This window comes from Streptomyces sp. NPDC015532 (assembly GCF_043078065.1).
GTDB lineage: Bacteria > Actinomycetota > Actinomycetes > Streptomycetales > Streptomycetaceae > Streptomyces.
The window spans coordinates 118209-139068 of the sequence record NZ_JBIBSY010000018.1; the positions used below are offsets into that span (position 1 = coordinate 118209).

General features: G+C 69.3%; 23 protein-coding genes and 1 pseudogene. 10 read left to right on the forward strand and 14 right to left on the reverse strand.

What is annotated here, in order from left to right; all coding sequences use genetic code 11:
* Both ACF07B_RS37015 and ACF07B_RS37020 read left to right on the forward strand, forming a co-directional pair.
* Positions 1–930, forward strand: a complete 930-nt coding sequence (locus ACF07B_RS37015) for an LD-carboxypeptidase (RefSeq protein WP_392182142.1) — start codon at positions 1–3, stop codon at positions 928–930.
* A 148-nt stretch (positions 931–1078) separates the two neighbouring features.
* Entirely contained in the window at positions 1079–1522 is a 444-nt protein-coding gene (locus tag ACF07B_RS37020) for a contact-dependent growth inhibition system immunity protein (protein ID WP_392182143.1), read from the forward strand.
* On the opposite strand, the pseudogene ACF07B_RS37025 reads toward ACF07B_RS37020, so the two are convergent.
* Positions 1503–2328: pseudogene (locus tag ACF07B_RS37025) on the reverse strand (FAD-dependent monooxygenase). The gene ACF07B_RS37020 and the pseudogene ACF07B_RS37025 sit on opposite strands and share 20 nt — an antisense overlap.
* A 191-nt stretch (positions 2329–2519) precedes the next feature.
* The gene (locus ACF07B_RS37030) at positions 2520–3287 is read right to left on the reverse strand and encodes a helix-turn-helix domain-containing protein (protein ID WP_392182144.1); all 768 of its coding nucleotides are present in this window, start codon (positions 3285–3287) and stop codon (positions 2520–2522) included.
* Here ACF07B_RS37030 and ACF07B_RS37035 point away from each other — a divergent pair.
* Positions 3286–4221: an alpha/beta fold hydrolase gene (locus tag ACF07B_RS37035; protein ID WP_392182145.1), complete on the forward strand. Its 936-nt coding sequence runs from the start codon at positions 3286–3288 to the stop codon at positions 4219–4221. The genes ACF07B_RS37030 and ACF07B_RS37035 overlap by 2 nt on opposite strands.
* 153 nt (positions 4222–4374) lie before the next feature.
* Here ACF07B_RS37035 and ACF07B_RS37040 read toward each other — a convergent pair whose 3' ends face one another.
* The gene (locus ACF07B_RS37040) at positions 4375–4770 is read right to left on the reverse strand and encodes a MerR family transcriptional regulator (protein ID WP_392182177.1); all 396 of its coding nucleotides are present in this window, start codon (positions 4768–4770) and stop codon (positions 4375–4377) included.
* Positions 4771–5187: 417 nt separating this feature from the next.
* Here ACF07B_RS37040 and ACF07B_RS37045 point away from each other — a divergent pair, with 417 nt between their 5' ends.
* Positions 5188–6690, forward strand: coding sequence for a SulP family inorganic anion transporter (locus tag ACF07B_RS37045; protein ID WP_392182146.1), 1503 nt, complete (start codon positions 5188–5190; stop codon positions 6688–6690).
* A gap of 216 nt (positions 6691–6906) precedes the next feature.
* Here ACF07B_RS37045 and ACF07B_RS37050 read toward each other — a convergent pair whose 3' ends face one another.
* From ACF07B_RS37050 to ACF07B_RS37060, 3 genes are read right to left on the reverse strand one after another with little or no spacing between them, the layout of a single operon-like run.
* Positions 6907–7260, reverse strand: coding sequence for an STAS domain-containing protein (locus tag ACF07B_RS37050; RefSeq protein ID WP_369481882.1), 354 nt, complete (start codon positions 7258–7260; stop codon positions 6907–6909).
* A complete protein-coding gene (locus ACF07B_RS37055) occupies positions 7257–8543 on the reverse strand; it encodes a SpoIIE family protein phosphatase (protein ID WP_392182147.1) in 1287 nt (428 codons plus the stop codon). The genes ACF07B_RS37050 and ACF07B_RS37055 overlap by 4 nt, the downstream gene beginning before the upstream one ends.
* Complete coding sequence (locus tag ACF07B_RS37060; protein WP_392182148.1) at positions 8540–9343, reverse strand: alpha/beta fold hydrolase; 804 nt, start codon at positions 9341–9343, stop codon at positions 8540–8542. Before ACF07B_RS37060 ends, ACF07B_RS37055 begins: the two co-directional genes overlap by 4 nt.
* Positions 9344–9515: 172 nt before the next feature.
* On the opposite strand from ACF07B_RS37060, the gene ACF07B_RS37065 reads away from it, so the two are divergent.
* Complete coding sequence (locus tag ACF07B_RS37065) at positions 9516–10178, forward strand: aldo/keto reductase (RefSeq protein WP_392182149.1); 663 nt, start codon at positions 9516–9518, stop codon at positions 10176–10178.
* Between the two features lie 27 nt (positions 10179–10205).
* On the opposite strand, the gene ACF07B_RS37070 is transcribed toward ACF07B_RS37065, so the two are convergent.
* Complete coding sequence (locus tag ACF07B_RS37070) at positions 10206–10658, reverse strand: VOC family protein (RefSeq protein ID WP_392182150.1); 453 nt, start codon at positions 10656–10658, stop codon at positions 10206–10208.
* 120 nt (positions 10659–10778) lie between these two features.
* The gene (locus ACF07B_RS37075; protein WP_392182151.1) at positions 10779–11183 is read right to left on the reverse strand and encodes a hypothetical protein; all 405 of its coding nucleotides are present in this window, start codon (positions 11181–11183) and stop codon (positions 10779–10781) included.
* Between the two features lie 229 nt (positions 11184–11412).
* Between ACF07B_RS37075 and ACF07B_RS37080 the strand changes: the two genes are divergently transcribed.
* On the forward strand, positions 11413–11763 hold the full coding sequence (locus ACF07B_RS37080; protein WP_392182152.1) for a PRC-barrel domain-containing protein: 351 nt from the start codon (positions 11413–11415) through the stop codon (positions 11761–11763).
* 821 nt (positions 11764–12584) lie between these two features.
* Here the strand turns inward: ACF07B_RS37080 and ACF07B_RS37085 are convergent.
* Positions 12585–13787, reverse strand: a complete 1203-nt coding sequence (locus ACF07B_RS37085; RefSeq protein WP_392182153.1) for a glutamate--cysteine ligase — start codon at positions 13785–13787, stop codon at positions 12585–12587.
* 392 nt (positions 13788–14179) lie between these two features.
* Here ACF07B_RS37085 and ACF07B_RS37090 point away from each other — a divergent pair, with 392 nt between their 5' ends.
* Entirely contained in the window at positions 14180–14551 is a 372-nt protein-coding gene (locus tag ACF07B_RS37090; RefSeq protein ID WP_392182178.1) for a phage holin family protein, read from the forward strand.
* Entirely contained in the window at positions 14548–14991 is a 444-nt protein-coding gene (locus ACF07B_RS37095) for a DUF3618 domain-containing protein (protein WP_392182154.1), read from the forward strand. The genes ACF07B_RS37090 and ACF07B_RS37095 overlap by 4 nt, the downstream gene beginning before the upstream one ends.
* A gap of 265 nt (positions 14992–15256) precedes the next feature.
* Here ACF07B_RS37095 and ACF07B_RS37100 read toward each other — a convergent pair whose 3' ends face one another.
* Positions 15257–15616: a winged helix-turn-helix transcriptional regulator gene (locus ACF07B_RS37100; RefSeq protein ID WP_369481874.1), complete on the reverse strand. Its 360-nt coding sequence runs from the start codon at positions 15614–15616 to the stop codon at positions 15257–15259.
* A gap of 80 nt (positions 15617–15696) precedes the next feature.
* On the opposite strand from ACF07B_RS37100, the gene ACF07B_RS37105 reads away from it, so the two are divergent.
* Complete coding sequence (locus ACF07B_RS37105) at positions 15697–16401, forward strand: SDR family oxidoreductase (protein ID WP_362396552.1); 705 nt, start codon at positions 15697–15699, stop codon at positions 16399–16401.
* A 136-nt stretch (positions 16402–16537) separates the two neighbouring features.
* On the opposite strand, the gene ACF07B_RS37110 is transcribed toward ACF07B_RS37105, so the two are convergent.
* The 3 genes from ACF07B_RS37110 to ACF07B_RS37120 all read right to left on the reverse strand — a co-directional run bounded on the left by ACF07B_RS37110 (position 16538) and on the right by ACF07B_RS37120 (position 19085).
* Positions 16538–17182 (reverse strand): hypothetical protein, encoded by a 645-nt coding sequence (locus ACF07B_RS37110; protein ID WP_392182155.1) that lies wholly within the window; start codon positions 17180–17182, stop codon positions 16538–16540.
* 138 nt (positions 17183–17320) lie between these two features.
* Positions 17321–17974, reverse strand: coding sequence for a hypothetical protein (locus tag ACF07B_RS37115; RefSeq protein ID WP_392182156.1), 654 nt, complete (start codon positions 17972–17974; stop codon positions 17321–17323).
* Between the two features lie 466 nt (positions 17975–18440).
* A complete protein-coding gene (locus ACF07B_RS37120; RefSeq protein WP_392182157.1) occupies positions 18441–19085 on the reverse strand; it encodes a GAP family protein in 645 nt (214 codons plus the stop codon).
* A gap of 270 nt (positions 19086–19355) precedes the next feature.
* Here ACF07B_RS37120 and ACF07B_RS37125 point away from each other — a divergent pair, with 270 nt between their 5' ends.
* Entirely contained in the window at positions 19356–20102 is a 747-nt protein-coding gene (locus tag ACF07B_RS37125; protein ID WP_392182158.1) for a phosphotransferase family protein, read from the forward strand.
* Positions 20103–20135: 33 nt separating this feature from the next.
* Here ACF07B_RS37125 and ACF07B_RS37130 read toward each other — a convergent pair whose 3' ends face one another.
* The gene (locus tag ACF07B_RS37130) at positions 20136–20672 is read right to left on the reverse strand and encodes a DinB family protein (protein ID WP_392182159.1); all 537 of its coding nucleotides are present in this window, start codon (positions 20670–20672) and stop codon (positions 20136–20138) included.
* Positions 20673–20860: the final 188 nt, after the last annotated feature.

Sequence of the window (20860 nt, forward strand, 5' to 3'; positions counted from 1 at the left end):
ATGCCCACCCTGCCCTCCGAGGGGCTCATCCGCCCCGCCGCACCCAAGCCCGGTGACCGTGTCGCCGTCATCGCCGCCAGCGGACCGACCAACCAGGAGAACCTGGAGACCGGCCTGGAGTCGCTGCGCGGGCTCGGCCTCCAGCCCGAGGTGTTCGCCTCCGCGCGGGCTACCGGCGAATACCTCGCCGGAGACGACGCGCTGCGCGCCCGCGACCTGACAGCCGCCCTCACCGATCCCGCGTTCACGGCCGTCTTCTGCGCGAACGGCGGATACGGCGCCCAGCGCACGCTGGAACTGGTCGACTGGGACGCCATCGGCACCCCCACCCCGCGCACCCTCATCGGATTCTCCGACGTCACCGCGCTGTTGGAGGCGGTGGCGGTGAAGCTGGGCTGGACGGGCCTGTTCGGACCGATGCCCGCCATCCGCGGATTCCACCCCGGCCGCGCCGACTTCGACGGGCTCGCCGCGCTGCTGACCGACCCGGCGTCCGTCAAGGAGCTGCGCTTCCCCGGCTCCCGCCCCTTGGTCGGCGGCACCGCGGAGGGCGTCACCCTGGGAGGCACGGTCACCCTGCTGGCCTGCTCCCTGGGCACCGACACCTCGCTGCCCGCGCGCGGCGGCATCCTCCTGCTGGAGGACGTGGACGAGGAGACCTTCCGGCTCGACCGGTTCCTCACCCAGCTGCGCCGCGCCGGATACTTCGACGGCGCGGCGGGCATCGTCTGCGGCACCTTCACCGACTGCGGCACACGCGAGCGCGTCGAGGAACTCCTGCACGACCGCCTCGGCGACCTCGGCATCCCGGTCCTCGTCGGCGCGGACATCGGCCATGGCGTGCCGCAGCAGACGTTCCCCATCGGCACCCGGGCCAGGCTCGACGCCGACGCGGGCGTACTCACGTTCCTGGATCCCGTACTCACCTGAGTCAGCAGGTGGGACCACCTCGTCGGGAACACCGCGCGCCTGGACGCGGTCCGCACCGACCGCGCCCAGGCCTCCCGTCCCCCTGGCCGGCGGGCCGGGCCGGACCGCGCTCAGGCGGTGACGCGGGCGGTCGTAGGACAATCGATCGGTGACGTTCCCCTTGCATCGTGACCGCTCCCTTGAAGAGCTTGAAGGCGACCGCCGGCCCGCGCCGTCAGCCGACGACACCCGTCTTGTCGCTACCGCGCTCGCCCTGCGGCGTCGGCCGATCGGCGAGCTGACCGTCGAAGACATGCGCTTGCTGATCGGGCAGGACATAGGCCTGCCCTACCTCCTGCCACTGGCGCTGGAGGTACTGCGGCGGAACCCGATGGCAGAGGGGCACATGTACGAAGGCGATCTGCTGTCGGCGGTTCTCACCAGGGACTCGGCAGCCTGGACCGCGTTTCCCGAACTCGGCCGGGAACTTCGCCTGATCGTCTCGAAGTTGACCGGCCTGGACCCTTTGGTGCAACACAGGGTTGACCGCTTCCTGACCGTGCCCGCCGGATGCGTGGCTGTTGGAGCGTGGGCTAGTTGGTTCCGGCGGTGAGTTCGCTGAAGAGCTTGTTCGCGGCGTCTGAGGTGAACTGGCGCTGGAGTTCGGCTCGGGCGATCTGCTTGCGGAACTCTCCTTCATAGCCGGTGTAGCCGGCGTTGTGCATGGTGTCGGTGATCCAGGTCGCGAACGCCTGGTAGTTCCAGATGTGGGGAAGGCAGGTCTCGGAGTAGCCATCGAGGAGGCTTCGGTCGCCCTCCTTGACCTGGCGGATGACGGCGCGGGCGAAGATCTCGGCGTCACCCGTACTCGTGGGAGTACTCGGTCAGCGCGGAGGCCGGGATGCTGCGCCGACTCACTCCGTGAAAGCCGTCGCAGCCGGCGATGAGGCCGCAGTCGACGACCCTGGCCGCGCCGTCGGCGTCCCGGTAACGGACAAGGGGGCGATCGCCGGTGATGTCGTCCAGGACCACGTCGGCGGCTTCGTGGCGGAGGTCACCGCCGTCACGCAGGAAGACGTCCGTGAGGTTGCGGACCAGGACCTGCTGGGGGCAGTAGAGGCTCTCGTGGTCGTCGTCGTCCACGTCGATCGGCATTGCTTCTCCGTCGACGTAGAAGCCGCCCTCACTGTGCGGGATGGGATCACCGGCCAGCACTTCTTCGAGGCCCCACTCGCGGAACATGCGCACTCCGAAGGTGTCGATGGTCCCGGCGCGCTGACGCTGCTCGACGTAGGCGCGGGAGTGCTTCTCCAGCACGACGCAGTCGATGCCGTTGCGCAGCAGGAAGTTGCCGAGCGTCAGGCCGGCGACGCCGGCCCCGACGATGACGACGGCCGTGTTTTCGCGTGTCTCAGTCATGTGTGTGCGAGCCTCCGTGCTCGATGCGGTGGCCGATCATCCCGGCGGCGCGAACGACGGCGCCGCCCGGTGGTGCGGCGTACGGAGACCACTGTGGAACCCGCTGGGGCCCGCGAACCACCGGTGATGGGACAGGGGATGCCGGAAAGCCGCCAACCTAATGGAGGCAGGAAACGGCAGACGCGCAACGGCTACTTCTTGTCGTTGCGCAGGTCTGCCTGGTAGCGGCCGGGGGTCTGGCCGACGACCTCGGTGAAGGCGTCGATGAAGCTGGAAGGGTTGGACCAGCCGCACGCCATGGCGGTGTCGGTGACGGACATGCCGTCGGTGAGATGAGCCAGGGCGTGATGGATGCGCAGGGTCGTGCGCCAGCGGTGGAAGCTCATGCCGAGTTCTGTGTGGCACAAGCGGCTCAGAGTGCGCTCGCTCGCCCCGACCGTCCGACCCAGTTCGGCCAGGGTGGCGGGTCGGGCGGGATCCTCGTGCAGAAGAGCGGTGGCGGCGCGAAGCCGGTCATCGCCGGATTCCGGCAGGTGCAGTGATTGCTCGGCGGTGCCGGAGAGCTCGTCGACGACCACGGTGAGCAGTCGCCTGTGCGCGCCGGGCCGTCTCTCCGGCCTGTCGGTGAGCGCAAGGAGCGCCTCACGCAAAAGGGGACTCACCGCGAAGACGCTGGGGTGGTCCACGAGCCCCGCGCACAGGTCGAGCGGGACGGCGAGGAGGCGGACGTCCGCCTCGCCGTAGAAGCGGTGGGAGTGAGCGAACCGCGGCGGTGTCCAGGTGACCAGCAGCTGAACGACGCCCACCGCGCAGGTGTCGTATGCGGGGGCTGACCCCACCGTGCCCAGGGGCATCAGCGTCACCACCAACAGGCGTGCCAGCAGGATTCTGTGAGCAACCGGGTCCCCGAATGATGGGACCGGCACAACAGCACCCTCAGTCGCCGAAGGATCACCCATGTCCCGCACCCCCCGCATGCGTCGGTCCACGTACCGTGCTCTGTCGTCTCTCGCCTTGCTGACCTTGGCCGCCGGCGCCGTCACGGCCTGCGGCGACAACGACTCCGCCTCCAACCACCCGGCGTCGTCGTCCGCCACCTCGTCCGCCTCTCCGGGAGCCGGCAAGGCGGCCGAAGCGAAGCTGCGCATAGTCGACAACGGCGGTCACCGTCTGGCCTTCTACGTCACCCGGGGAAGCGGCTCCACCATCGTCCTGGACTCGGGCGGCGGCGAGTACTCCACGCAGTGGAAGGACATAGCCCCCAAACTCCACGCCGCCACCGGCGCCACGGTCATCACCTACGACCGGGCCGGCCTCGGCAAGAGCGACGTGGTACCCGGCCCGTGGAAGGCCGAGAGTGCCGTCAGCGACCTCACGGCCGGGCTCAAGCAGCTGGGTATCACCAAGGACGTGACCCTGGTGTCCCACTCCCAGGCCGGCGAGATCGCGAACTACCTCGCCAAGGACGACCCGGAGATGCTCTCCGGTGCGGTCCTGGTCGACGCCAACCTTCCCCAGTTCTTCACGGACGAGGAGATTCCCCGTCTTGTGGCCGCGACCCAGCCGGAGGTCGACGCGGCGAAGAAGGCCCCCGAGAAGCCGGAGAACCGCCAGCTCATCTCCACCGCGGAGGGCTTCGCCGCGGCGCACGAGGCATTCCACGAGGTGACGTGGCCGGACTCGGTGCCGGCAACGGTTCTGGTCTCGGAGAAGACCCCGTTCGCCGGGTCTCCCGAGGATGCCCGGCGCTGGCGCGACGCTGCCGCCTCGTTCGCCCAGGAGGCCCCCAACCGAACGCTCGTCACCGCCGAGGGCACCTCCCACGAGGTGCCGACGGAACGCCCCGACGTCGTGCTCAAGGCGGTCGAAGCCATGTTCGCCGCCCAGCACTGACCCCAGGACGCGATCTCCCCGCCGCGTCAGGTGAGCGGGGCGCAGCGTGTAGCCGCTGGTGACAGCGGTGTGCAGACCCGCCCGCACGGCCTGGCCGTCCTGACGGACTCGGAAGCATCACGGCGAAGCCCCCGGGCGGCCGCCGGCGCGAGTTCAGGACGTGGCCGGGTCGTTCCGCTCCAGGCGCGTACCCAGGGTGGCGGCGAAGTCCTCGGCACGGGCGAGTTGGACGCGCAGCTTTTCCACCTGCTCGGTGGCGGCCCTCTCGTAGCCGCGGACCCGGTCCAGCAAGGACTCGCGCTCCTCGACGCTCAGTACCTCGCCGCCGTCCAGACGATCGGTGGCCTCCAAGAGGTCGCGCATCTGCTCAAGGGTGAAACCGAGGGGCTTCATGCGGCGGATGACCATGAGCCGGGCGACATCCGTCTCGGTATAGAGACGGAAGCCTCCCTGGGAACGGGCGGAGGGGACGACCAGCCCCGTCTCCTCGTAGTGCCGGATGGTGCGCAGGGACAGCTCCGTCCGCGCGGCGACTTCACCGATCTGCATGTGCTTGTCGACCACGCCGGTAGCCCTGGCCCTTCTCGTCGTACGGGCCACGTCCCGTGCGGCCGCGCCGATCTCTACCCTAACGTTAGGGTAGAGTTGCCGGTGCCAAGGGCGAGCCGTCTGCCCCGTTACCGCCGATCCGGGGCCGATGGTGCCCCCGGCAAAGACCGATTCTTGCGGGAGAGAGCGTGCGCGAGCCCATGACGCCCATCGTCGGCGCCTGCCCGCCGTGACTCTTCGTCCCGCGATGTGAGCCGAGCGGCCGCGCCTTCGCGCGCCCCGGCTCCGTCTCCCTTTCGACTTCCGGCCCGCACTCTGGGGGCCGTTCCGCGGGGTGCCGGCCCGGTTCCTCCGCGTTCTCCCGCACATCCCTGCCTGCCGGCGGGGTGTGCCTGAGCACGACAGGTACGCATCTCCTTGTCATCTTCCGCATCGACTTCCGCGGCGCGCCTGCGCGGCCTGCGCCCGGACTGGCTGGGCGACCCGAAGGTCTGGCGTACCGAGGTGCTGGCCGGTCTGGTCGTCGCCCTGGCCCTGATCCCCGAAGCGATCTCGTTCTCGATCATCGCCGGTGTCGATCCCGCGGTCGGCTTGTTCGCCTCGTTCACCATGGCCGTGACCATCTCGATCGTCGGCGGCCGCCGGGCGATGATCTCCGCCGCGACGGGCGCGGTCGCCCTGGTGATCGCGCCTCTCAACCGTGAGCACGGCTTCGGCTACCTGGTCGCCACCGTCATCCTGGCCGGCGTCATCCAGATCGCGCTCGGCGCGCTGGGCGTCGCGAAGCTGATGCGCTTCGTCCCCCGGTCGGTGATGGTCGGCTTCGTCAACGCCCTCGCCATCTTGATCTTCATGGCGCAGGTCCCGGAAATGCACGACGTGCCGTGGGCCGTGTATCCGCTGATCATCGCCGGTCTCGCGCTGATGGTGTTCTTCCCGAAGGTCACGAAGGTGATTCCGGCGCCGCTGGTCTCCATCGTCATCCTGACCGTCATCACCCTCGCGGCCGGGATCGCCGTGCCGACCGTGGGCGACAAGGGCGCACTCCCCTCATCGCTGCCGGTACCGGGCCTCCCGGACGTGCCCTTCACCATGGACACGCTGACCACCATCGCCCCGTACGCGCTCGCGATGGCGCTGGTCGGCCTGATGGAGTCGCTGATGACGGCGAAGCTGGTCGACGACATCACGGACACGCACTCCTCCAAGACCCGCGAGTCCATCGGCCAGGGCGTCGCCAACATCGTCACCGGGTTCTTCGGCGGCATGGGCGGCTGCGCGATGATCGGCCAGACGATGATCAACGTGAAGGTCTCGGGCGCGCGCACTCGCCTGTCCACCTTCCTGGCGGGCTCGTTCCTGATGGTGCTGTGCATCGTCTTCGGCCCCGTCGTCTCCGACATCCCGATGGCCGCCCTGGTCGCCGTCATGGTCATGGTGTCCTTCGCGACGTTCGACTGGCACTCCATCGCGCCCAAGACGCTCAAGCGGATGCCCGCGGGCGAGATCAGCGTCATGGTCATCACCGTGATCGTGGTGGTCGCCACCTCCAACCTCGCCATTGGCGTCGTCGTCGGCTCCCTCACCGCCATGGCCGTCTTCGCCAAGCGCGTCGCCCACCTCGCCCGTGTCACCGCCGTCACCGACCCCGGCGCCTCCAGCATCGTGTACACGGTGACCGGCGAACTGTTCTTCGCCTCCTCCAACGACCTCGTCGGCCACTTCAACTTCGCGGACGACCCCGACAAGGTCATCATCGACCTGACCTCCGCCCACATCTGGGACGCATGCTCCGTCGCCGCCCTCGACACCATCGAGACCAAGTACAAGCAGCGCGGCAAGACCGTCGAAATCATCGGACTGAACGAGAACAGCGCCGACCTCCACGGCAGACTCAGCGGCGAGCTCACCAGCCACTGAGCACACCCCCACCGAGCGAAAGACCCTGGCCCAGCGCTCCTGCGGCTGCGGGCCGCCGACGGCCTCCGCGCTGAGCCTGATCGCCTGACCGCGCGGGCCCTGGATGGTCATCCACGGTCAGGACCAACACGCCGTTTTCCGGCGAGTGCGACAACATCCCTCCGGCCGCCCGAGATTCCGCCTGTACGCATACCCGGCGCAGGCACGGAGAACGGGTCAGTTCGCCGTGGAACGGCTGGTGTCGGCCGTCGACGCGTCGGGGTGGATGGTGAAGACGCGGTCCAGGCCGGTGATGGACAGGATGCGGGCCGTGTTGTCGGGGATCGCGGCCAGAGCCAGGTCGGCGCCTTGTTCGGTGGCGAGATTGCGGGCGGCCAAGAGGACCGTGAGCCCGCTGGAGTCGCAGTGTTCGAGGCCGGCGAGGTCCAGGACGAGCAGTTGGCCGCTGGTCAGCGGGAGATCCTTCACGGTCTCACGGAGGTCCGGGGCGCTGTCGTAGTCGAGGTCACCAGTGATCTCCACGATGGGGCCGACGGCGGCGTTGCGGGTGGTGATCGTCAGTCGTCTCATGTCAGGTCATCGTTCGCGGGAGTGGGAAGCGGGGCGGGTACGCCGAGGGCGAGGAGAGCGGTGTCGTCGTCGAGCCCTTCGCCGAAGCCGGCGAGGAGCCCGGTCAGAGCACTGATCAGGGCCTTGGGGCCGACGGGCGGCTGGGCTGCGGTGAAGGCGCGCAGCGCGTCCTCCCCGTACAGTTCGCGCTTCGGTCCGGGGCGGGCTTCGGTCAGGCCGTCGGTGTAGAGCAACAGCGTGTCGCCGGGGAGGAGTTGGGTGCTGGCGGTGACGAACGGCGCGTTGGGCAGGATACCGACGAGCATGCCACCGGGGGTGGGCAGGTATCCGGCTGTGCCGTCCGCGTGCTGGACCAGGGCGGAGGGGTGGCCGCCGGAGGCCCAGTGAACGTGGGCCTTGTCGGCGGCCGGGTGGAGGAAGCCGAATATGGCGGTGCAGTAGCGTGGCTCGCCGCTGGTGTACTGCTCGTGCAGGACGGTGTTCAGGGTGCTGAGCACGGTGACCGGGTCAGGGTCGTGCAGGGCCGCGGCCCGCAGGGTGTAGCGCGTCAGTGACGTGACAGCGGCCGCCTGGGGGCCCTTGCCGCACACGTCGCCGAGGAAGAAGGCCCACCGGCCGTCGCCGAGGGGGAAGAGATCGTAGAAGTCTCCGCCGAGCAGGTCCGGGGAGGCGGTGTGGTAGTACGAGGCTGCCTCCAGGCCGGGAACCTCGGGCAGCGCGGCGGGCAGAAGGCTCTGCTGGAGTACGGCGAGAGCCTCTTGGAGGCGTTTGCGGTCGGCCTCCGCCTGACGATGCGCTTCCTCGGCCGCCCGGCGTCCGCGCAGCAGCTCGGTCTCGTAGGCTCGTCGTTCGCGGGCGTCGAAGACGGTGGTGCGGATCAGCAACGGCTCGCCGTCGTCGCTGGTCTTGACCTTGGAGGTGACGAGCACCGGCATACGCTTCTTCGCCGCGATTCTGAGGTCCAGGGCGATGCCGCTGACCTCGCCCTTCATCTGCAGCATCGGGGCGAAGTGGGTCTCGTGGTAGAGCTTGCCACCGACCGTGAGCAGGTCGGCGAACCGCATCCGGCCCACCACCTGGGAACGGGACAGGCCCAGCCAGTCCAGCAGGGTGGTGTTGATCTTCGCGATGGTGCCGTCCATCAGCGTCGACAGATAGCCGCACGGCGCCTGCTCGTACAGCTCCTCCGCACTGTCCTCCAGCAGTGACGTGAACGTCGCGTCCGTGGCACCCACCTCGCTCTCCGCCTCGGGGTCCTGATCCGGGCCGGCGGAACCCATCATCCGCCGGTGCCGATGAACTCGGTGATCGCCGCGGCGGTGGCCTGTGAGGCACTCAGCTGCGGGCAGTGCCCGGTCGCCTCCAACGTGACCAGCCGGCTGCCGGGAATCGCCTGGTGGACGTAGGCGCCGACCTCCCGCGGGGCGATCACGTCCTGCCTGCATTCCAGTATCAGCGTCGGCACGGTGACCGAGCCGAGATCCGCGCGGCTGTCGGACAGGAACGTCGTACGGGCGAAGACGCGGGCCATCGCGGGGTCGGTCGCGCAGAACGACGTGGCCAGCTCGTCACCGAGTTCCGGCCGCTCCGGATTGCCCATGATGACCGGGGCCATCGCGGCGGACCAGCCCAGATAGTTCGAGTCGAGCGAGTCGAGCAGCTCGTCGATGTCGTCCGCGCTGAAACCACCGCGGTAGCCGTCCTCGTCGATGTAGCGAGGTGAGGGAGCCACCATCACCAGGCTGGAGAAGCGCTGCGGCGCCTTCGCCGCCGCGAGTACGCCGACCATGGCACTCACCGAATGCCCCACGAAGATCACATCGCGCAGGTCCAGCTCGTCGCAGACTTCCAGCACATCCGCGGCGTAGCCCTCCAGCGAGCTGTAGCGCTGTTCGGTCCAGCCCGAGGAGTCCGCGTTTCCGGAGCCGACGTAGTCGAACACCACCACCCGGTGGTCCCTGGCCAGCGCGGGTACCACCAGCCGCCACATGTTCTGGTCGCAGCCGAACCCGTGCGCCAACAGCACGACCGGTCCATCGGCACGGCCGGTGACGGAGACGTTGTTCCTGCGACGAATGTCCATACCTCCAGTCTCCCATCAGCCTCATGAGCCTCATCAGCGACCGATCCCGATCGCCGGTCGAAGCGGCCGGCGGGACAGGGCTGTCAGGAATGAGGGTGCCGGAAAGGGTCGGCCTCCTGCCCTGGGTCCATCGCCGGCCGGGCGCCGTCATGTCGAGCAGGAGCACGGCGTCGTGGTCCGGGGAGTCCGGTTCGGCGGTGTAGACGCCGAGGCGCAGGCAGGGTGTGCCCTCCAGGTGCATGCTCTGGCCGCTGAGAGTGAGCAGGCGGACGAGGAGAACACCAGGCGCGCCTTCGAGACCTCGCTGCGCGAGCTGGGGCTGGACCATCTCGACCTGTACCTGATGCACCAGCCGTTCGCCGACGTGTACGGGCAGTGGCGGGCCATGGAGGCGCCGCACCACGAGGGACACATCAAGGCCATCGGTGTCGCGAACTTCTACCCCGACCGGCTCGTCGACCTCATCAGCAACAACGAGGTGGTCCCCACGGTGAACCAGGTCGAGGCGCACCCCTTCTTCCAGCGGACCGCTGACCAGTACGTCATGCGTAAGCACGGGCGGGCTGGGCGGACCCGCCTCACGGACCAGGCATGTCGCATGTCCCAGAATCAGCACATCACGGATGTCCTCAGCGTCGGTGCGACCGGCACCATCGGTCTGCTCCCGCTACGCGCCGCACAGTGCCACGGCGTGCGCCCCCGCGCCCTGGTCCGCGACCCGCGGCGAGCCGCGCGGCAACCGCCCGGCATCGAACTGGCCCGCGATTGCTACGTCTCCTCCGTTGAGGAGCCCGCCTGGTGGAGGGGACCTGCGGCGCCGGGGCGATGCCGGTGAGCGAGGTGTGGTGGGGCGCCACAGTGTTCAGCCCGCGGTGAGGCCGGAGAATGCTTCGGTCATGAGCTCCTGGAGCTCGGCGAGCGTGACGTCACGCAGGTGCTGCGTGAGCCTCCACGGATGGCCGAAGGGGTCGAGCAGTCGGCCTTCTCGCTCGCCCCAGAAGGTGTCGTTCAAGGAGCGAATCACGGTGGCGCCGGCACCGACGGCCCGCTGCCAAGTGTCATCGACGTCGTCGACATGCAGGTAGATGGCACCATAGGTGCCGCCGAAGTGCCCCGGCCCGAAGGACTCCATCTCAGGGAACTCGTCGGCCGGCATCAGGGTGAGCGTCCCGATGCGGATCTGGACGTGGATCAGCCGGCCGCCGGGTACCACCAGCCTGGTGAACTCTGCGGCACCGAAGGCCCGTTGGTACCAGGCGGATGCCTCGTGCGTACCGCGAGTGGTCAGGTGCAGGGTGTGGGAGTTGAACGACATCGGTGCTTCCCTTCCGAGATCTTGGTCCGGCCGGTTCGAGCACGGCATCAAACGCGCCGACGGCCCGACCGATCGACGGCCTTGGGGCGGGAGTTGTCAGGCCCGAGGCCGACGCGCCCCTCAACTGCTCCATGACCGCGGCTTGTCCGGGTTGCGCATCGCCCAGATGCACCGGATGCGGGACTCGTCGATGTCGAACGCGTACACCGTCATCACCTGACCGCCGTTCACCGCGACGAGTCCCGGCTGGCCGTTGACGGTCCGTTCAAGGAGGTCGAGCCGGCCGGCAAGACCCGCCAGGTGAACCAGGAACTCCGCGACCCGAAGGGGGCCTTGGACCGGCTCCGGCGAGGCCATCGCGCGACCGCCACCGTCGGCGACGACGGCGGCGGCGACGGCGACGACCGAGGGGTCGAGGAGTCGCACCAGGGCATCCACGTCCCTGGCCTGCCACGCCTGCCGGAACTCACCGACGACGGCGGAACGGCGCCGCGCCCGCGCACCGCGGGTGCGGGCGGCGGCCACGCGTCGACGACCCGACGAGGCGAGCTCACGGCAGTTCGCTGTCTGGACTCGACGCCACTCGCCGGGGGCCTGGCGGATCCGTCGCGCATCACGGATGGAGCGCGTGTGTGAGCTCCGGCAGGAAGGGCACTCGGCGTTCTGAGGGAAGGTCACCGAATTCGATGACACCTGAAGAGACTCCATGGTCCGACCGTGGAGTAACGATGAATCTCGATGAGGGAGCCGATTCATGAGTGACAGCATCTGGGGCTACCAGCCGACCACCGGCCACATCGCGGGCACCGATCTGACCGGGTTCAAGGTCGAGGCGATCGACGGCGGTATCGGAAAGGTCGACAAGCACTCGGACGACGTGGGCTCCGCGTACCTCGTCGTCGACACCGGCGTATGGATCTTCGGCAAGCACGTTCTGCTGCCGGCCGGAACCGTCGAGCGGGTCGACCAGGACGAGCGGAAGATCTACGTCGCCCTCACCAAGGACCAGATCAAGGAGTCCCCCGAGTTCGACAAGGACAAGCACATCGGGGACGTCGGCTATCACGAGCAGGTCGGCGGCTACTACCAGAACCCGCGTGCCTGACCTCTCAGCACCACCCCGGGAGTGGGGACGGCCGGAGCAGCTTCGGCCGCCCCCACTTCTCATGTGCCGGTGACAGTCCGTCAACTCCGCTTCTGTGCCCGCCCCCGGACGTGGTGACCGTGAGGATGTGAGCCGTATCCCGGCGTTCCAGTCGCACGTCTCCCGCCGAGGGAGGGTCTGCCGTGCGGGCGGCGGTCGGATTCTTGGCTTCCGATCACGGGACCGCAGGTTCTACCCTTGTCCCGTACAAGGGAGTTGGACCCAAGCTCCGTGTCCGCGCCGGCGCTCGGTACACCTCGCCGGCTCCGGCCGGACACCACCGAGGGCGGGCTGGAGCCAGGCCACCGACTACCCGACTCCAACCCGCCTGCCGTCCTCACCGGCCGGTTGGAGCCCGGGATGACTCTCCCGCGCATCCCGGGAAGGCCGGTGAGGACGAGCCGATCTCCCTGTTCTCCCACGCTGCTCGGACGACCGCACGCAGGCACCCGCGACTCCCAGTCTGCTCGGCTCACGTCCTCCGGCGAGTCCCACGGCAGTGATCGGTACAAATCAGCCCTCACCATCACGCGACCGGGAACCGGGCGGCTCCCGGCAGGGCCCGTCAACGCCGAGACGATCAGCCCGGGCCCCGCGGGGGTGCCTGCGGTGGTACCTGGCGACGTGATCACCAAAGGGGTTCTTGCCCACCTGCGCGGCGGAGTCGGGCACGGTGCCCTCATCCCGGACGCGGTGGGCTCCTCGGTCAGGACGCTCCGCGTAGGGGTGCACCGTGGAGTCGGCCGCTCGGCCAGACAGGATGAACGGGGGCGGCACCTGTGTCAGGGGCCGGCGACCTGCGCCGTGTCGGGGCCCTTGGCGTCGTCGTCGCCGGGCGATGACGTCAGGGGCGCGATCGGCCGGCGTGCGGTGGCGGATGCCGACCGGGGCCGCCTGCGTTCCCCGCGGGTTTCGGCGACCGTGAGGTCGACGCAGGCCAGCAGGTCCTCCTGGTCGGCGACGCAGCGCATGCGGTGGGCGGCGCTGCCCCGCGCCAGAACTTCCTCGGTCAGCGCCACCACGGTCTCCCAGTCCCCGGCGGCTTCGAGCTGGGGACGCACCCGCTTCAGCAGGCCGCGGATCACCTGCGGCGCCGGCGCCTCGCGGCGGGTGTCCGGATGGATCAAGTCCCCTTCGAGACCGGACCGGGCGGCCCGCCAGGATGCGGCTCGCAGCCACTCATGGCGCATCTGGCAGGCTGGAGCGCCGCGTGCCGCCAGTTGCTCACGTGCATGCGTCACCAGGGCGCGGAACAGGCCCGCGATGAGCACCACCGTCTCCACGCGCGGGCAGGCGTCGCAGATCCGCATCTCCAGCGTCGGCAGGTGGGCGGAGGGCCGGACATCGTAGTAGATCATTCCCGGATCACTGATGACGCCCGAGCCGACGAGCTCCCGTACGGCCGCGTCGTACTCGCTCCCGTCCGCGAAACAGCCCACGGGGCCGGCGGTGGGCCAGCGCTGCCACAGCATCGTGCGCCAGCTCGCGTAACCCGTGTCGGCGCCCTGCCAGAACGGGGAACTCGCGGACAGGGCCAGCAGCGCCGCAAGCCACGGCGAAACCTCGCACATGATCCGCACGGCCATGTCCCGGTCGGCTACGCCCACATGGACCTGGGCACCGCAGATCAGTTGCTCGTCGGCGACCGCACGGTATTCGTCCACCATGTGCCGGTAGCGAGCGCTGGGAGTCGGCGGCACCGACGACGAACGGCGGGCCAGCGGTACTGTCCCCGCCGCCACCACCGCGAGACCCTTGGCGGAGGCGGCGGCATCCAACCGCCGCCGACTGCCGAGCAGGTCTGTGTGCAGGTCACTCAAAGAAGAATGCACCGCACTGTTCGTCTCGACCACGGACTGCTTCAACTCGGTGGTGAAGACTTCCCCGGGGAGCCCCTCGAGCACGGCTTCGGCACGCGGCGCCCATATCCCTGTCTCCACATCGACGATGTGGAACTCCTCTTCCACCCCGATGGACGCGTTCACGGCCACTCCTTGAGACGAGACGGCATCGTTCCAAAGACCGTTCCCCGGATTCCGCGGGCTGCACGTGCGGTGCCCTGTGTAGATCGGAGTGCCCAGGTCACGGACGCTGAAGCATGCGCGGCGTGCCGGAAGCGGGCGCGCGCCCGGCCGGCCTGGAGCGGCACCGCTCTTCTCGCCGACGCGGAGGACCCGGGCGCGTCCCTGTTCGCGGCAGATCGCCTTCTCCTGAACTCGCCGTTTCGGGGTACTCGCGCACTCACCGGACGGCCGGGTCCCCCGGTGAGCACGGTCCGGCCGACAGGATCGACGGAGCAGAAGGTGATCGCGTGTCAAGTACACAACCGCACAGCCCCGCCTCGGGCAAGCCTGCGAACGGCGTGGAGCACGAGCCGGTGGGCGAGCTGGTGCGGCAGGCGTCGCAGCAGCTGACCGAACTGGTGCGCGGCGAGATGAGGCTGGCACAGGCGGAGATGCGGGAGAAGGGCAAGCGTTACGGCAAGAGCGGGGGGCTCTTCGGCGGTGCCTCACTGGCCGGATTCCTGATGCTGCAGGCACTGGTGGCCACCGTCATCGCGGCCCTGGCCCTGCTGCTGCCCGTGTGGGCCTCGGCCCTCATCGTCACCGGCGCTCTCGGTGTGCTCGCTGCCGCTCTCGCCCTGAGCGGGAAGAAGCAGATCGGCAGGGCCGCCCCGCCGACGCCCCAGAGCACGATCGAGAACGTCAAGGCCGACGTGGCCGAGATCAAGAGGAGCGCCCACCGATGACCCACACGCCCGCCGACCAGCAGAGCACTCCCACCCCCGACCAGCTCCGCGAACAGGTCGAGCAGACCCGCCATGCCCTCGGACAGACCGTCCAGGCCCTCGCTGACAAGACCGACGTCAAGGTCCGCGCCCAGCGGAAGGCCGGGCACTTGAAGGAACGGGCCGTCGTCATAGCCGACGAGGTCAAGGCTCGGGCCGCGACGGTCACCTCCCGAGCCGGGGACAAGCTGCCCGGCTCTGTCAAGGACAAGGCCGCCCAGGCGTCCGGGCGGGTCCGCGTCACGGCAGGGCAGGCCGGACGGATGTGGGAGGAGAGGGCCCCCGTGCCTCTGCGGCAGACGGCAGCCCGGTCTGCGCGGCTGGCCCGGGACAACCGCACCGTGCTGCTGGTCGCCGCCGCGGGCGTCACGGTGCTGTGGCTGGCCGGCCGCCGCACGTAGCGCGGCACAGGGCGGCCGTGGCGCTCGTTCGGGGTTTCGCCCCCTCACCGCCGCGATAAGGACGGGCGCTCCGTTTCGGTGAGGCGTGGACGGCAGTTCGTGTCGCCGGAAGGGGCGCGCCGAGCCCCTGACCGTGGGCAGTCACTGCTGCGGCTCCGCCCACGCGGAAGGTGTGTTGGAGCGCCGGGTGATTGCCCGTGAGGAACTCGCCGGGGCCCTGGCCGCCGGCCGCGACCGAGGTGCGTGTCGGCAGCCGACGCACGGGTCAGAGAATCGGCCGGCGTGCTCGGGCCGCCTCGATGTCCGGGACATGCTCTTCGGCCCAGAGCCGTACGGCGCGGAGCGGGATGAGCAGAGAGCGGCCCAGCGGCGTCAGGGTGTACTCGACGCGGGGCGGGTTCTCGTCGTACGCGTGGCGGCTGACCAGACCGTCGGCTTCCAGGGAGCGCAGGGTCTCGGTGAGGGTCTTCGGGGTGATGCCCCGGATATGCCCCTTCAGTTCGCTGAAGCGGCGAGGTCCGTCGTCCAGGGCGTTGACGACGAACACGGTCCAGCGGGCGCCGATACGGTGCAGCACCGTGCGGCTCGGGCAGGTCGCTGCCATCACGTCGTACGCCTTGCCCATCGCCGCTCCCAGTTTCGTTGAAGATACCGGTATCAAATTCATACCGTGGTGCTCGATCCTACGAAAGGGAGTCGAGACACATGGAACGGATCCTGGTCATCGGTGGTGCACGGGCGCTCGGCGCGGCCGTCGCGAGGCGTGCGGCGAAGGACGGGTACGAGGTCGTTGTCGGTGCCCGCGACCTGGCTGCGGCCGACGTGCTGGCGCGCGAGATCGGCGCCACCGCCGTGCGGGTCGATCTGCAGGACGAGTCGACGCTCGCGGCCGCGGCGGAACGGCTGAAGGACGGAATCGACCACATCGTGACGACTGGTTCGGCGCCGCACGACGTTCGCGCGACCGAGTTGGACCGCGACAAGTTGCTGGCCGCGTTCACGGCGAAGGTGGTCGGCCCGATGCTGGTGGCCAAGCACTTCGCGCCGGTCCTGCGGCCGACCGGGTCGATGGTGCTGTTCTCCGGTGTGGTCGGCTGGCGCCCTGGGCCGGGATCACTCGTCAAGGGCGTCACGAACGGTGCGGTCGAGTACGCCGCGCGCCACCTGGCGGCGGATCTTGCGCCGGTACGGGTCAATGCCGTCTCGCCCGGTGTCGTGGACTCGGGCGCATGGGATCGCCTTGGTGAGAAGAAGACCGGCTTGTTGAGCAAGAGCGCGGCCGGGACCTTCGTCGGCCGCCACGGCGAGGCCGACGACGTCGTCGACACGGTGATGTGGCTCCTGCGTGCGGGCTTCGTCTCCGGCGAGACGATCCACATCGAGGGCGGCGCCCGCCACAAGTCCGCCTGATCGGCAACGTCGTCCGTAAGCCGCACGAGGCAGCGGTCGCGAGCTCGAAAGCACTCGCCGGCCAGTCGTCGAGGGACGGCGTGACATCGTCCGGGATCTGGCGGGCGCACTTCAGGCCGCCCGCCGGGTCCGCTCCTCAGAGTCTGAGCGGACCGCAGGTCAGCCGGTAGGCCTCCTGGACCCAGGGCTCCTTGGTGTGGGGGTTCACGCCGCAGGCCAGGGATGCACCTGAACTGCCGAACCAGGTGGTCACGCTGCCGTAGATGTCACCGCCGGGGCAGGTCACAGTGAAGCTCGCTTCGACGGCCTGGACTGCCTCGGCCTCGACGAAACGCCCCGCGTGTCCGAGGAAGTCGACCTTGACGGGGTTGCGCCGACGATCGGCGGACTCCTTCCCCGGAGCGGCCAGCTGATCGACGTCCCACCGCTTGAGGCGCTTGGTGAGCGCGGCGAGGACCTGGTGCGCTGATACGCGGTCGTCGCTCGTGCTGACCTGGGCCACGATGTTGCGCACGAGCCCCGGGTGAAACGTGACCCCGCCGTCGCTCTCGCGGACGTTCACGACCGGCGAGACCTCGGTGAGCCGCCGCTCCCGGTGCACCGAGGTCCACCGGACGGCCCCGCCCGCGCAGGACGGCGCGGACGCGGTGGCCTTCGCCTTGGCCTCGGTCGCCGCCGGCTTCCCGGTCGCTGCCGTACACGCGGCTGCCGACGACACCACCGCGCACAGCAGCGCCACCGTCGCCCACCCATGACGTCGGGTCATCCTGCTGCGTGCCATGGCTGTCGTTCCGCTCGCTCAAGTGCCGGACCCGGCCGTTCGGACCAGGGGGTCCAAGATCCGGGAGTCTGCGCAATATAAGCCCCCTGACCAGCCAACGCGACATACCGGCATCCATATCGACGGACCACGGCACCACTAGCAGTCGTAGCGGTGAACCGTGGGCCAGGTGGGGCAGGTGCGGCAGACGAAGACGTAGATGCCTCCACTGTCGCCCATGTCCATGTCGTGGCTGTCACGCTGCGGCTCGGGGTTGTCGGAGACTTCCCCGGCGCAGCCGGGGCTGGTGCGCTCCTCGACCGGGAGCCAGCGGCCACAGGATTCGCTCGCCGAGATGGTCAGCAAGTGTTCCATCCGGGAACCACAGGCGCAGTACGGCCAGTTCGGGGGCTGTGTCCAGCCGGGGTATCCGCCGATCTTGCTCTGCTGGGTGGTGAAGGCGTCGTAGTAGGAGATGCCACAGGACTCCTCCACTTCCTCGCTCCACTTGCCCACGCGCTCGGACAACTCCGCAGGCATGTCCCAGTTGGGGTACTCCACGGCCTCAGTGGGGTGTATCACGCAGGGCCGTGGAACGAACTCGTCCTCGAACTCGTGGGGGCGTGGCGCCTCATCCAGCAGGGGACGATCTGCCAGGTCGGCGACGGATCGCCACCGCAGCACCGGCACCGGCGAGTGCTGGTCGTGCTCGGAGTGGATCAGCGGGCACCAGAGCACTTGAAGTAGATCGGTGCCGGCCGGGAACACCAATGCCGGAACGTCGCGAGCGATGAGCTGCAGGACGGGCACCATGGAGACAGGGGCCGGGCCGACCACCGCACAACCGCGGGTGGGGTTGTAGTGATCGGGAGCCGCACACTCCGGCCAGGACTCATCGGCGGGCCAAAGGAGCGGCCCGCCCAGCGAGCTCTCATCCCGTCCAGGGCTGCCGGCGCGCGGGTACAGCAGGGTGGTCGCCCGCGCATACGGCACGAGTTCTGGAAATGCGTCAGCGATGTCGAACGGGGCTGGCGGAACAGTGCGAGTCATGATCCCCTCCAGACCGCGCATCGTAACGCGACCGAAGTCGGCCGCCACCGCTCGATCCCTCCATGCGAACCATGGGCACGATGGTTGTGAGGTCTCCCGGCCTGGCACCCCACCCCGTTCGGGGCGAGGTCGGCCGGCGCTGGTCAACAGGGTTGCCGCGCTTGGCTGCTGTACCGCGGAGACGCGCGTGATGCGGGTTGGGGGAAGACCTCTGCCGGGACCGTCCGTGTCAGGTGACCAGCTCGTAGATGCTCCGGGCCATCAGCCACAGGCCGACGAGCAGGGAGAGCGTGACGATCAGCTGTTCCTGGTGTTGTTCCAGCCAGCTGCGCAGGCCGTTCAAGCGGGCGTTGGCGGCCGTGGGCGCCCAGACCGTGTACATCTCCATGACGATGAGGCTGAGCGTGGCCAGCAGACAGTAGCCGGTCAGGGCGAGCCAGTCGGTGAGGGTGGAGAGGTTCGCGTCGACGGCGGTCGCGGCTCCGGCGCCGACCATGGCCCAGGGCTGCAGCAGCCAGGCCAAGCCCGCTGCCGTGGCCGGGGAGGCGTTGTCGATCCGGGCGGTCCAGCGTGGTGGGCCGTGCGGGCGGGGCGGTCTGCGGCGCCGGTGCGCGCCGTACAGCACCAGCCCCAGGCCGATGGCGAGTTTCACAGCGATCGTGGCGGTCGAGGGCACGCTGTGACGGGCTGGGGGCTGACCGCCGGTCAGCAGCACCACACAGGCGATCACCGCGATCAGGTTGGCCAGCCACGACAACAGGAACGCCAGACCCTGGCGAACGCCGCGCCGGGAGGAGAGCAGCAGGATGAAGGCGCTGTTGTGCAGGGGCCCCAGGGTGATGGCCGTACCGATCACGAGCAGGTCGAGGACCATCGGATCAGTCGCTCCTGGATGAGGGCTGTCTGCCGTCTGTTGACAAGCGGGACGGTCGGTGGTGTCGGGCGGCACCGTGCTGGGGTGGCGCAATCCGACTCTGCAGGGGGCGGCATGGCCGGTCAAGCACGCCACGCTCGTGTCGTCGATCCCAGTCGGCGGTCCGACGGGCCGCGCGGACACTGCCGAGCAGCGGGACGCGGTCGGCTCTGCAATCGCACGCGATGAACCCGGCGACGCGGACGGTCATCCCCGGGATACTCGTCGCCCATGGATGAGGTCGAAGTCGTCGTCGCCCATTCCGAGCGCGCGACTCTGCGCGTCGGCGACGTGTTCTTGAAGGTGGACGCCGATCAGACGCGCATCGACGTCGAGGTCGAGGCGATGGCACTGGCGCCGGTCCCGACCCCGGAGGTCCTGTGGCGTAAGCCGCCCGTGCTCGCGATGGCCGCGCTCCCGGGGACGACGCTGGGGCGCCTCGGCGGGCCGTCGACCGGGTCGCCGGCGGCGTGGGCCGCGGCGGGCGCCGCCATCCGGAAGCTGCATGACGCGCCGCTGCCGGCCCGGTCGGGCAGGGCCGGCCGGAGCGTCGTCGCGCTGGCGGCGGAACTCGACGACGAGTGCGAGTCGCTCGTGTCGAGCGGCGTCCTGCCCGCCGACGTGGTCACCCGCAATCGCCAGGTCGCCGAGGCCGCGCTCAGACCGTGGACCCCGGCGTTCACGCACGGTGACTTGCAGATCGCACACGTGTTCCTCGACGGCGACGAGGTCACCGGCATCATCGACTGGTCCGAGGCGGGCCAGGGTGATGCCCTGTTCGACCTCGCCACCTTCACACTCGGACACGAGGAGCACCTCGACGACGTCGTCGCCGGATACGGCACCGCCGTCGACCTCGACGTGATCCACGCGTGGTGGTCGTTGCGCAGCCTGCTGGTGGTTCGCTGGCTGACCGAGCACGGCTTCGACCCGTTCGCGCCGGGCTGCGAGGTCGACGTGCTGAGATCCCGGATGTGAGGCTGGAACGCGCCGGCCGCGCGCAGCGGTCGGCTACTCGCCGGTGACCCCGTCGATGGCCTCGCGAAGAAGATCCGCATGGCCGACGTGGCGGGCGTACTCCTCGATCACGTGCTCCAGGACGAACCGCACATCGGTGTCACCGAATTCCGCGTTCGGCACGATGCGCGCGATGTCGACGGTCACCTTCTCGAAGATCCGCCGCGACTCCTCGCACGCCGTGAGGTAGTCCTCGTAGACGTCCCTGCCCGACGTGGCGTCCGACTCGTCGTACCACTCGCCGCCATCAGCGGTGACGTAGGTCCGATAGGGAAAGAAGCGAGGCGTCGTGCCGGCCAACGTCCGCTGGAACCAGGCACGCTCAACCCCCTGCAGATGGCGCATGAGACCCAGCAGGGTCAACGCCGACGACCGCACGGGACGCAGCCGCAGTTGTTCATCCGAGAGGCCCTCGCACTTCCACAGGAAGGTCGCTCGGTGGTAGTCGAGATTCGAGGCGATCACCTCCAGCCACGGGCCCGATACCAGGCGCTGAGGCCGGACGATCTTCTGGACCACGATGTCGCTCACGCTGGAGTCTCCTCACCGGTCGTCGAGCTTGGTCACGTTCGTACGTGCCCACGGTCCGAGGCCTGGGCGGCGCCTCCAGCGGCACCTCATGAGCACGTTCGCCCAAGAAGACTTCTCTTCGTATCGGAACTCATCGCTCGACGCCGGTTAGGGAGTGCCCCTTTGGCTGTGAGTCACAGGGTGGCCTG

Excerpts from the sequence above, each read along its gene's own strand:
- ACF07B_RS37105 (WP_362396552.1), top strand. The coding sequence starts at position 15,697 with ATGGAACGGATCCTGGTCATCGGTGGTGCACGGGCGCTCGGCGCGGCC.
- ACF07B_RS37030 (WP_392182144.1), bottom strand. The coding sequence starts at position 3,287 with ATGGGTGATCCTTCGGCGACTGAGGGTGCTGTTGTGCCGGTCCCATCA.
- ACF07B_RS37120 (WP_392182157.1), bottom strand. The coding sequence starts at position 19,085 with ATGGTCCTCGACCTGCTCGTGATCGGTACGGCCATCACCCTGGGGCCC.
- ACF07B_RS37100 (WP_369481874.1), bottom strand. The coding sequence starts at position 15,616 with ATGGGCAAGGCGTACGACGTGATGGCAGCGACCTGCCCGAGCCGCACG.
- ACF07B_RS37040 (WP_392182177.1), bottom strand. The coding sequence starts at position 4,770 with ATGCAGATCGGTGAAGTCGCCGCGCGGACGGAGCTGTCCCTGCGCACC.
- ACF07B_RS37110 (WP_392182155.1), bottom strand. The coding sequence starts at position 17,182 with ATGGCACGCAGCAGGATGACCCGACGTCATGGGTGGGCGACGGTGGCG.
- ACF07B_RS37060 (WP_392182148.1), bottom strand. The coding sequence starts at position 9,343 with ATGGACATTCGTCGCAGGAACAACGTCTCCGTCACCGGCCGTGCCGAT.
- ACF07B_RS37070 (WP_392182150.1), bottom strand. The coding sequence starts at position 10,658 with ATGTCGTTCAACTCCCACACCCTGCACCTGACCACTCGCGGTACGCAC.
- ACF07B_RS37115 (WP_392182156.1), bottom strand. The coding sequence starts at position 17,974 with ATGGTGCCCGTCCTGCAGCTCATCGCTCGCGACGTTCCGGCATTGGTG.
- ACF07B_RS37125 (WP_392182158.1), top strand. The coding sequence starts at position 19,356 with ATGGATGAGGTCGAAGTCGTCGTCGCCCATTCCGAGCGCGCGACTCTG.
- ACF07B_RS37015 (WP_392182142.1), top strand. The coding sequence starts at position 1 with ATGCCCACCCTGCCCTCCGAGGGGCTCATCCGCCCCGCCGCACCCAAG.
- ACF07B_RS37095 (WP_392182154.1), top strand. The coding sequence starts at position 14,548 with ATGACCCACACGCCCGCCGACCAGCAGAGCACTCCCACCCCCGACCAG.
- ACF07B_RS37050 (WP_369481882.1), bottom strand. The coding sequence starts at position 7,260 with ATGAGACGACTGACGATCACCACCCGCAACGCCGCCGTCGGCCCCATC.
- ACF07B_RS37035 (WP_392182145.1), top strand. The coding sequence starts at position 3,286 with ATGTCCCGCACCCCCCGCATGCGTCGGTCCACGTACCGTGCTCTGTCG.
- ACF07B_RS37080 (WP_392182152.1), top strand. The coding sequence starts at position 11,413 with ATGAGTGACAGCATCTGGGGCTACCAGCCGACCACCGGCCACATCGCG.
- ACF07B_RS37055 (WP_392182147.1), bottom strand. The coding sequence starts at position 8,543 with ATGATGGGTTCCGCCGGCCCGGATCAGGACCCCGAGGCGGAGAGCGAG.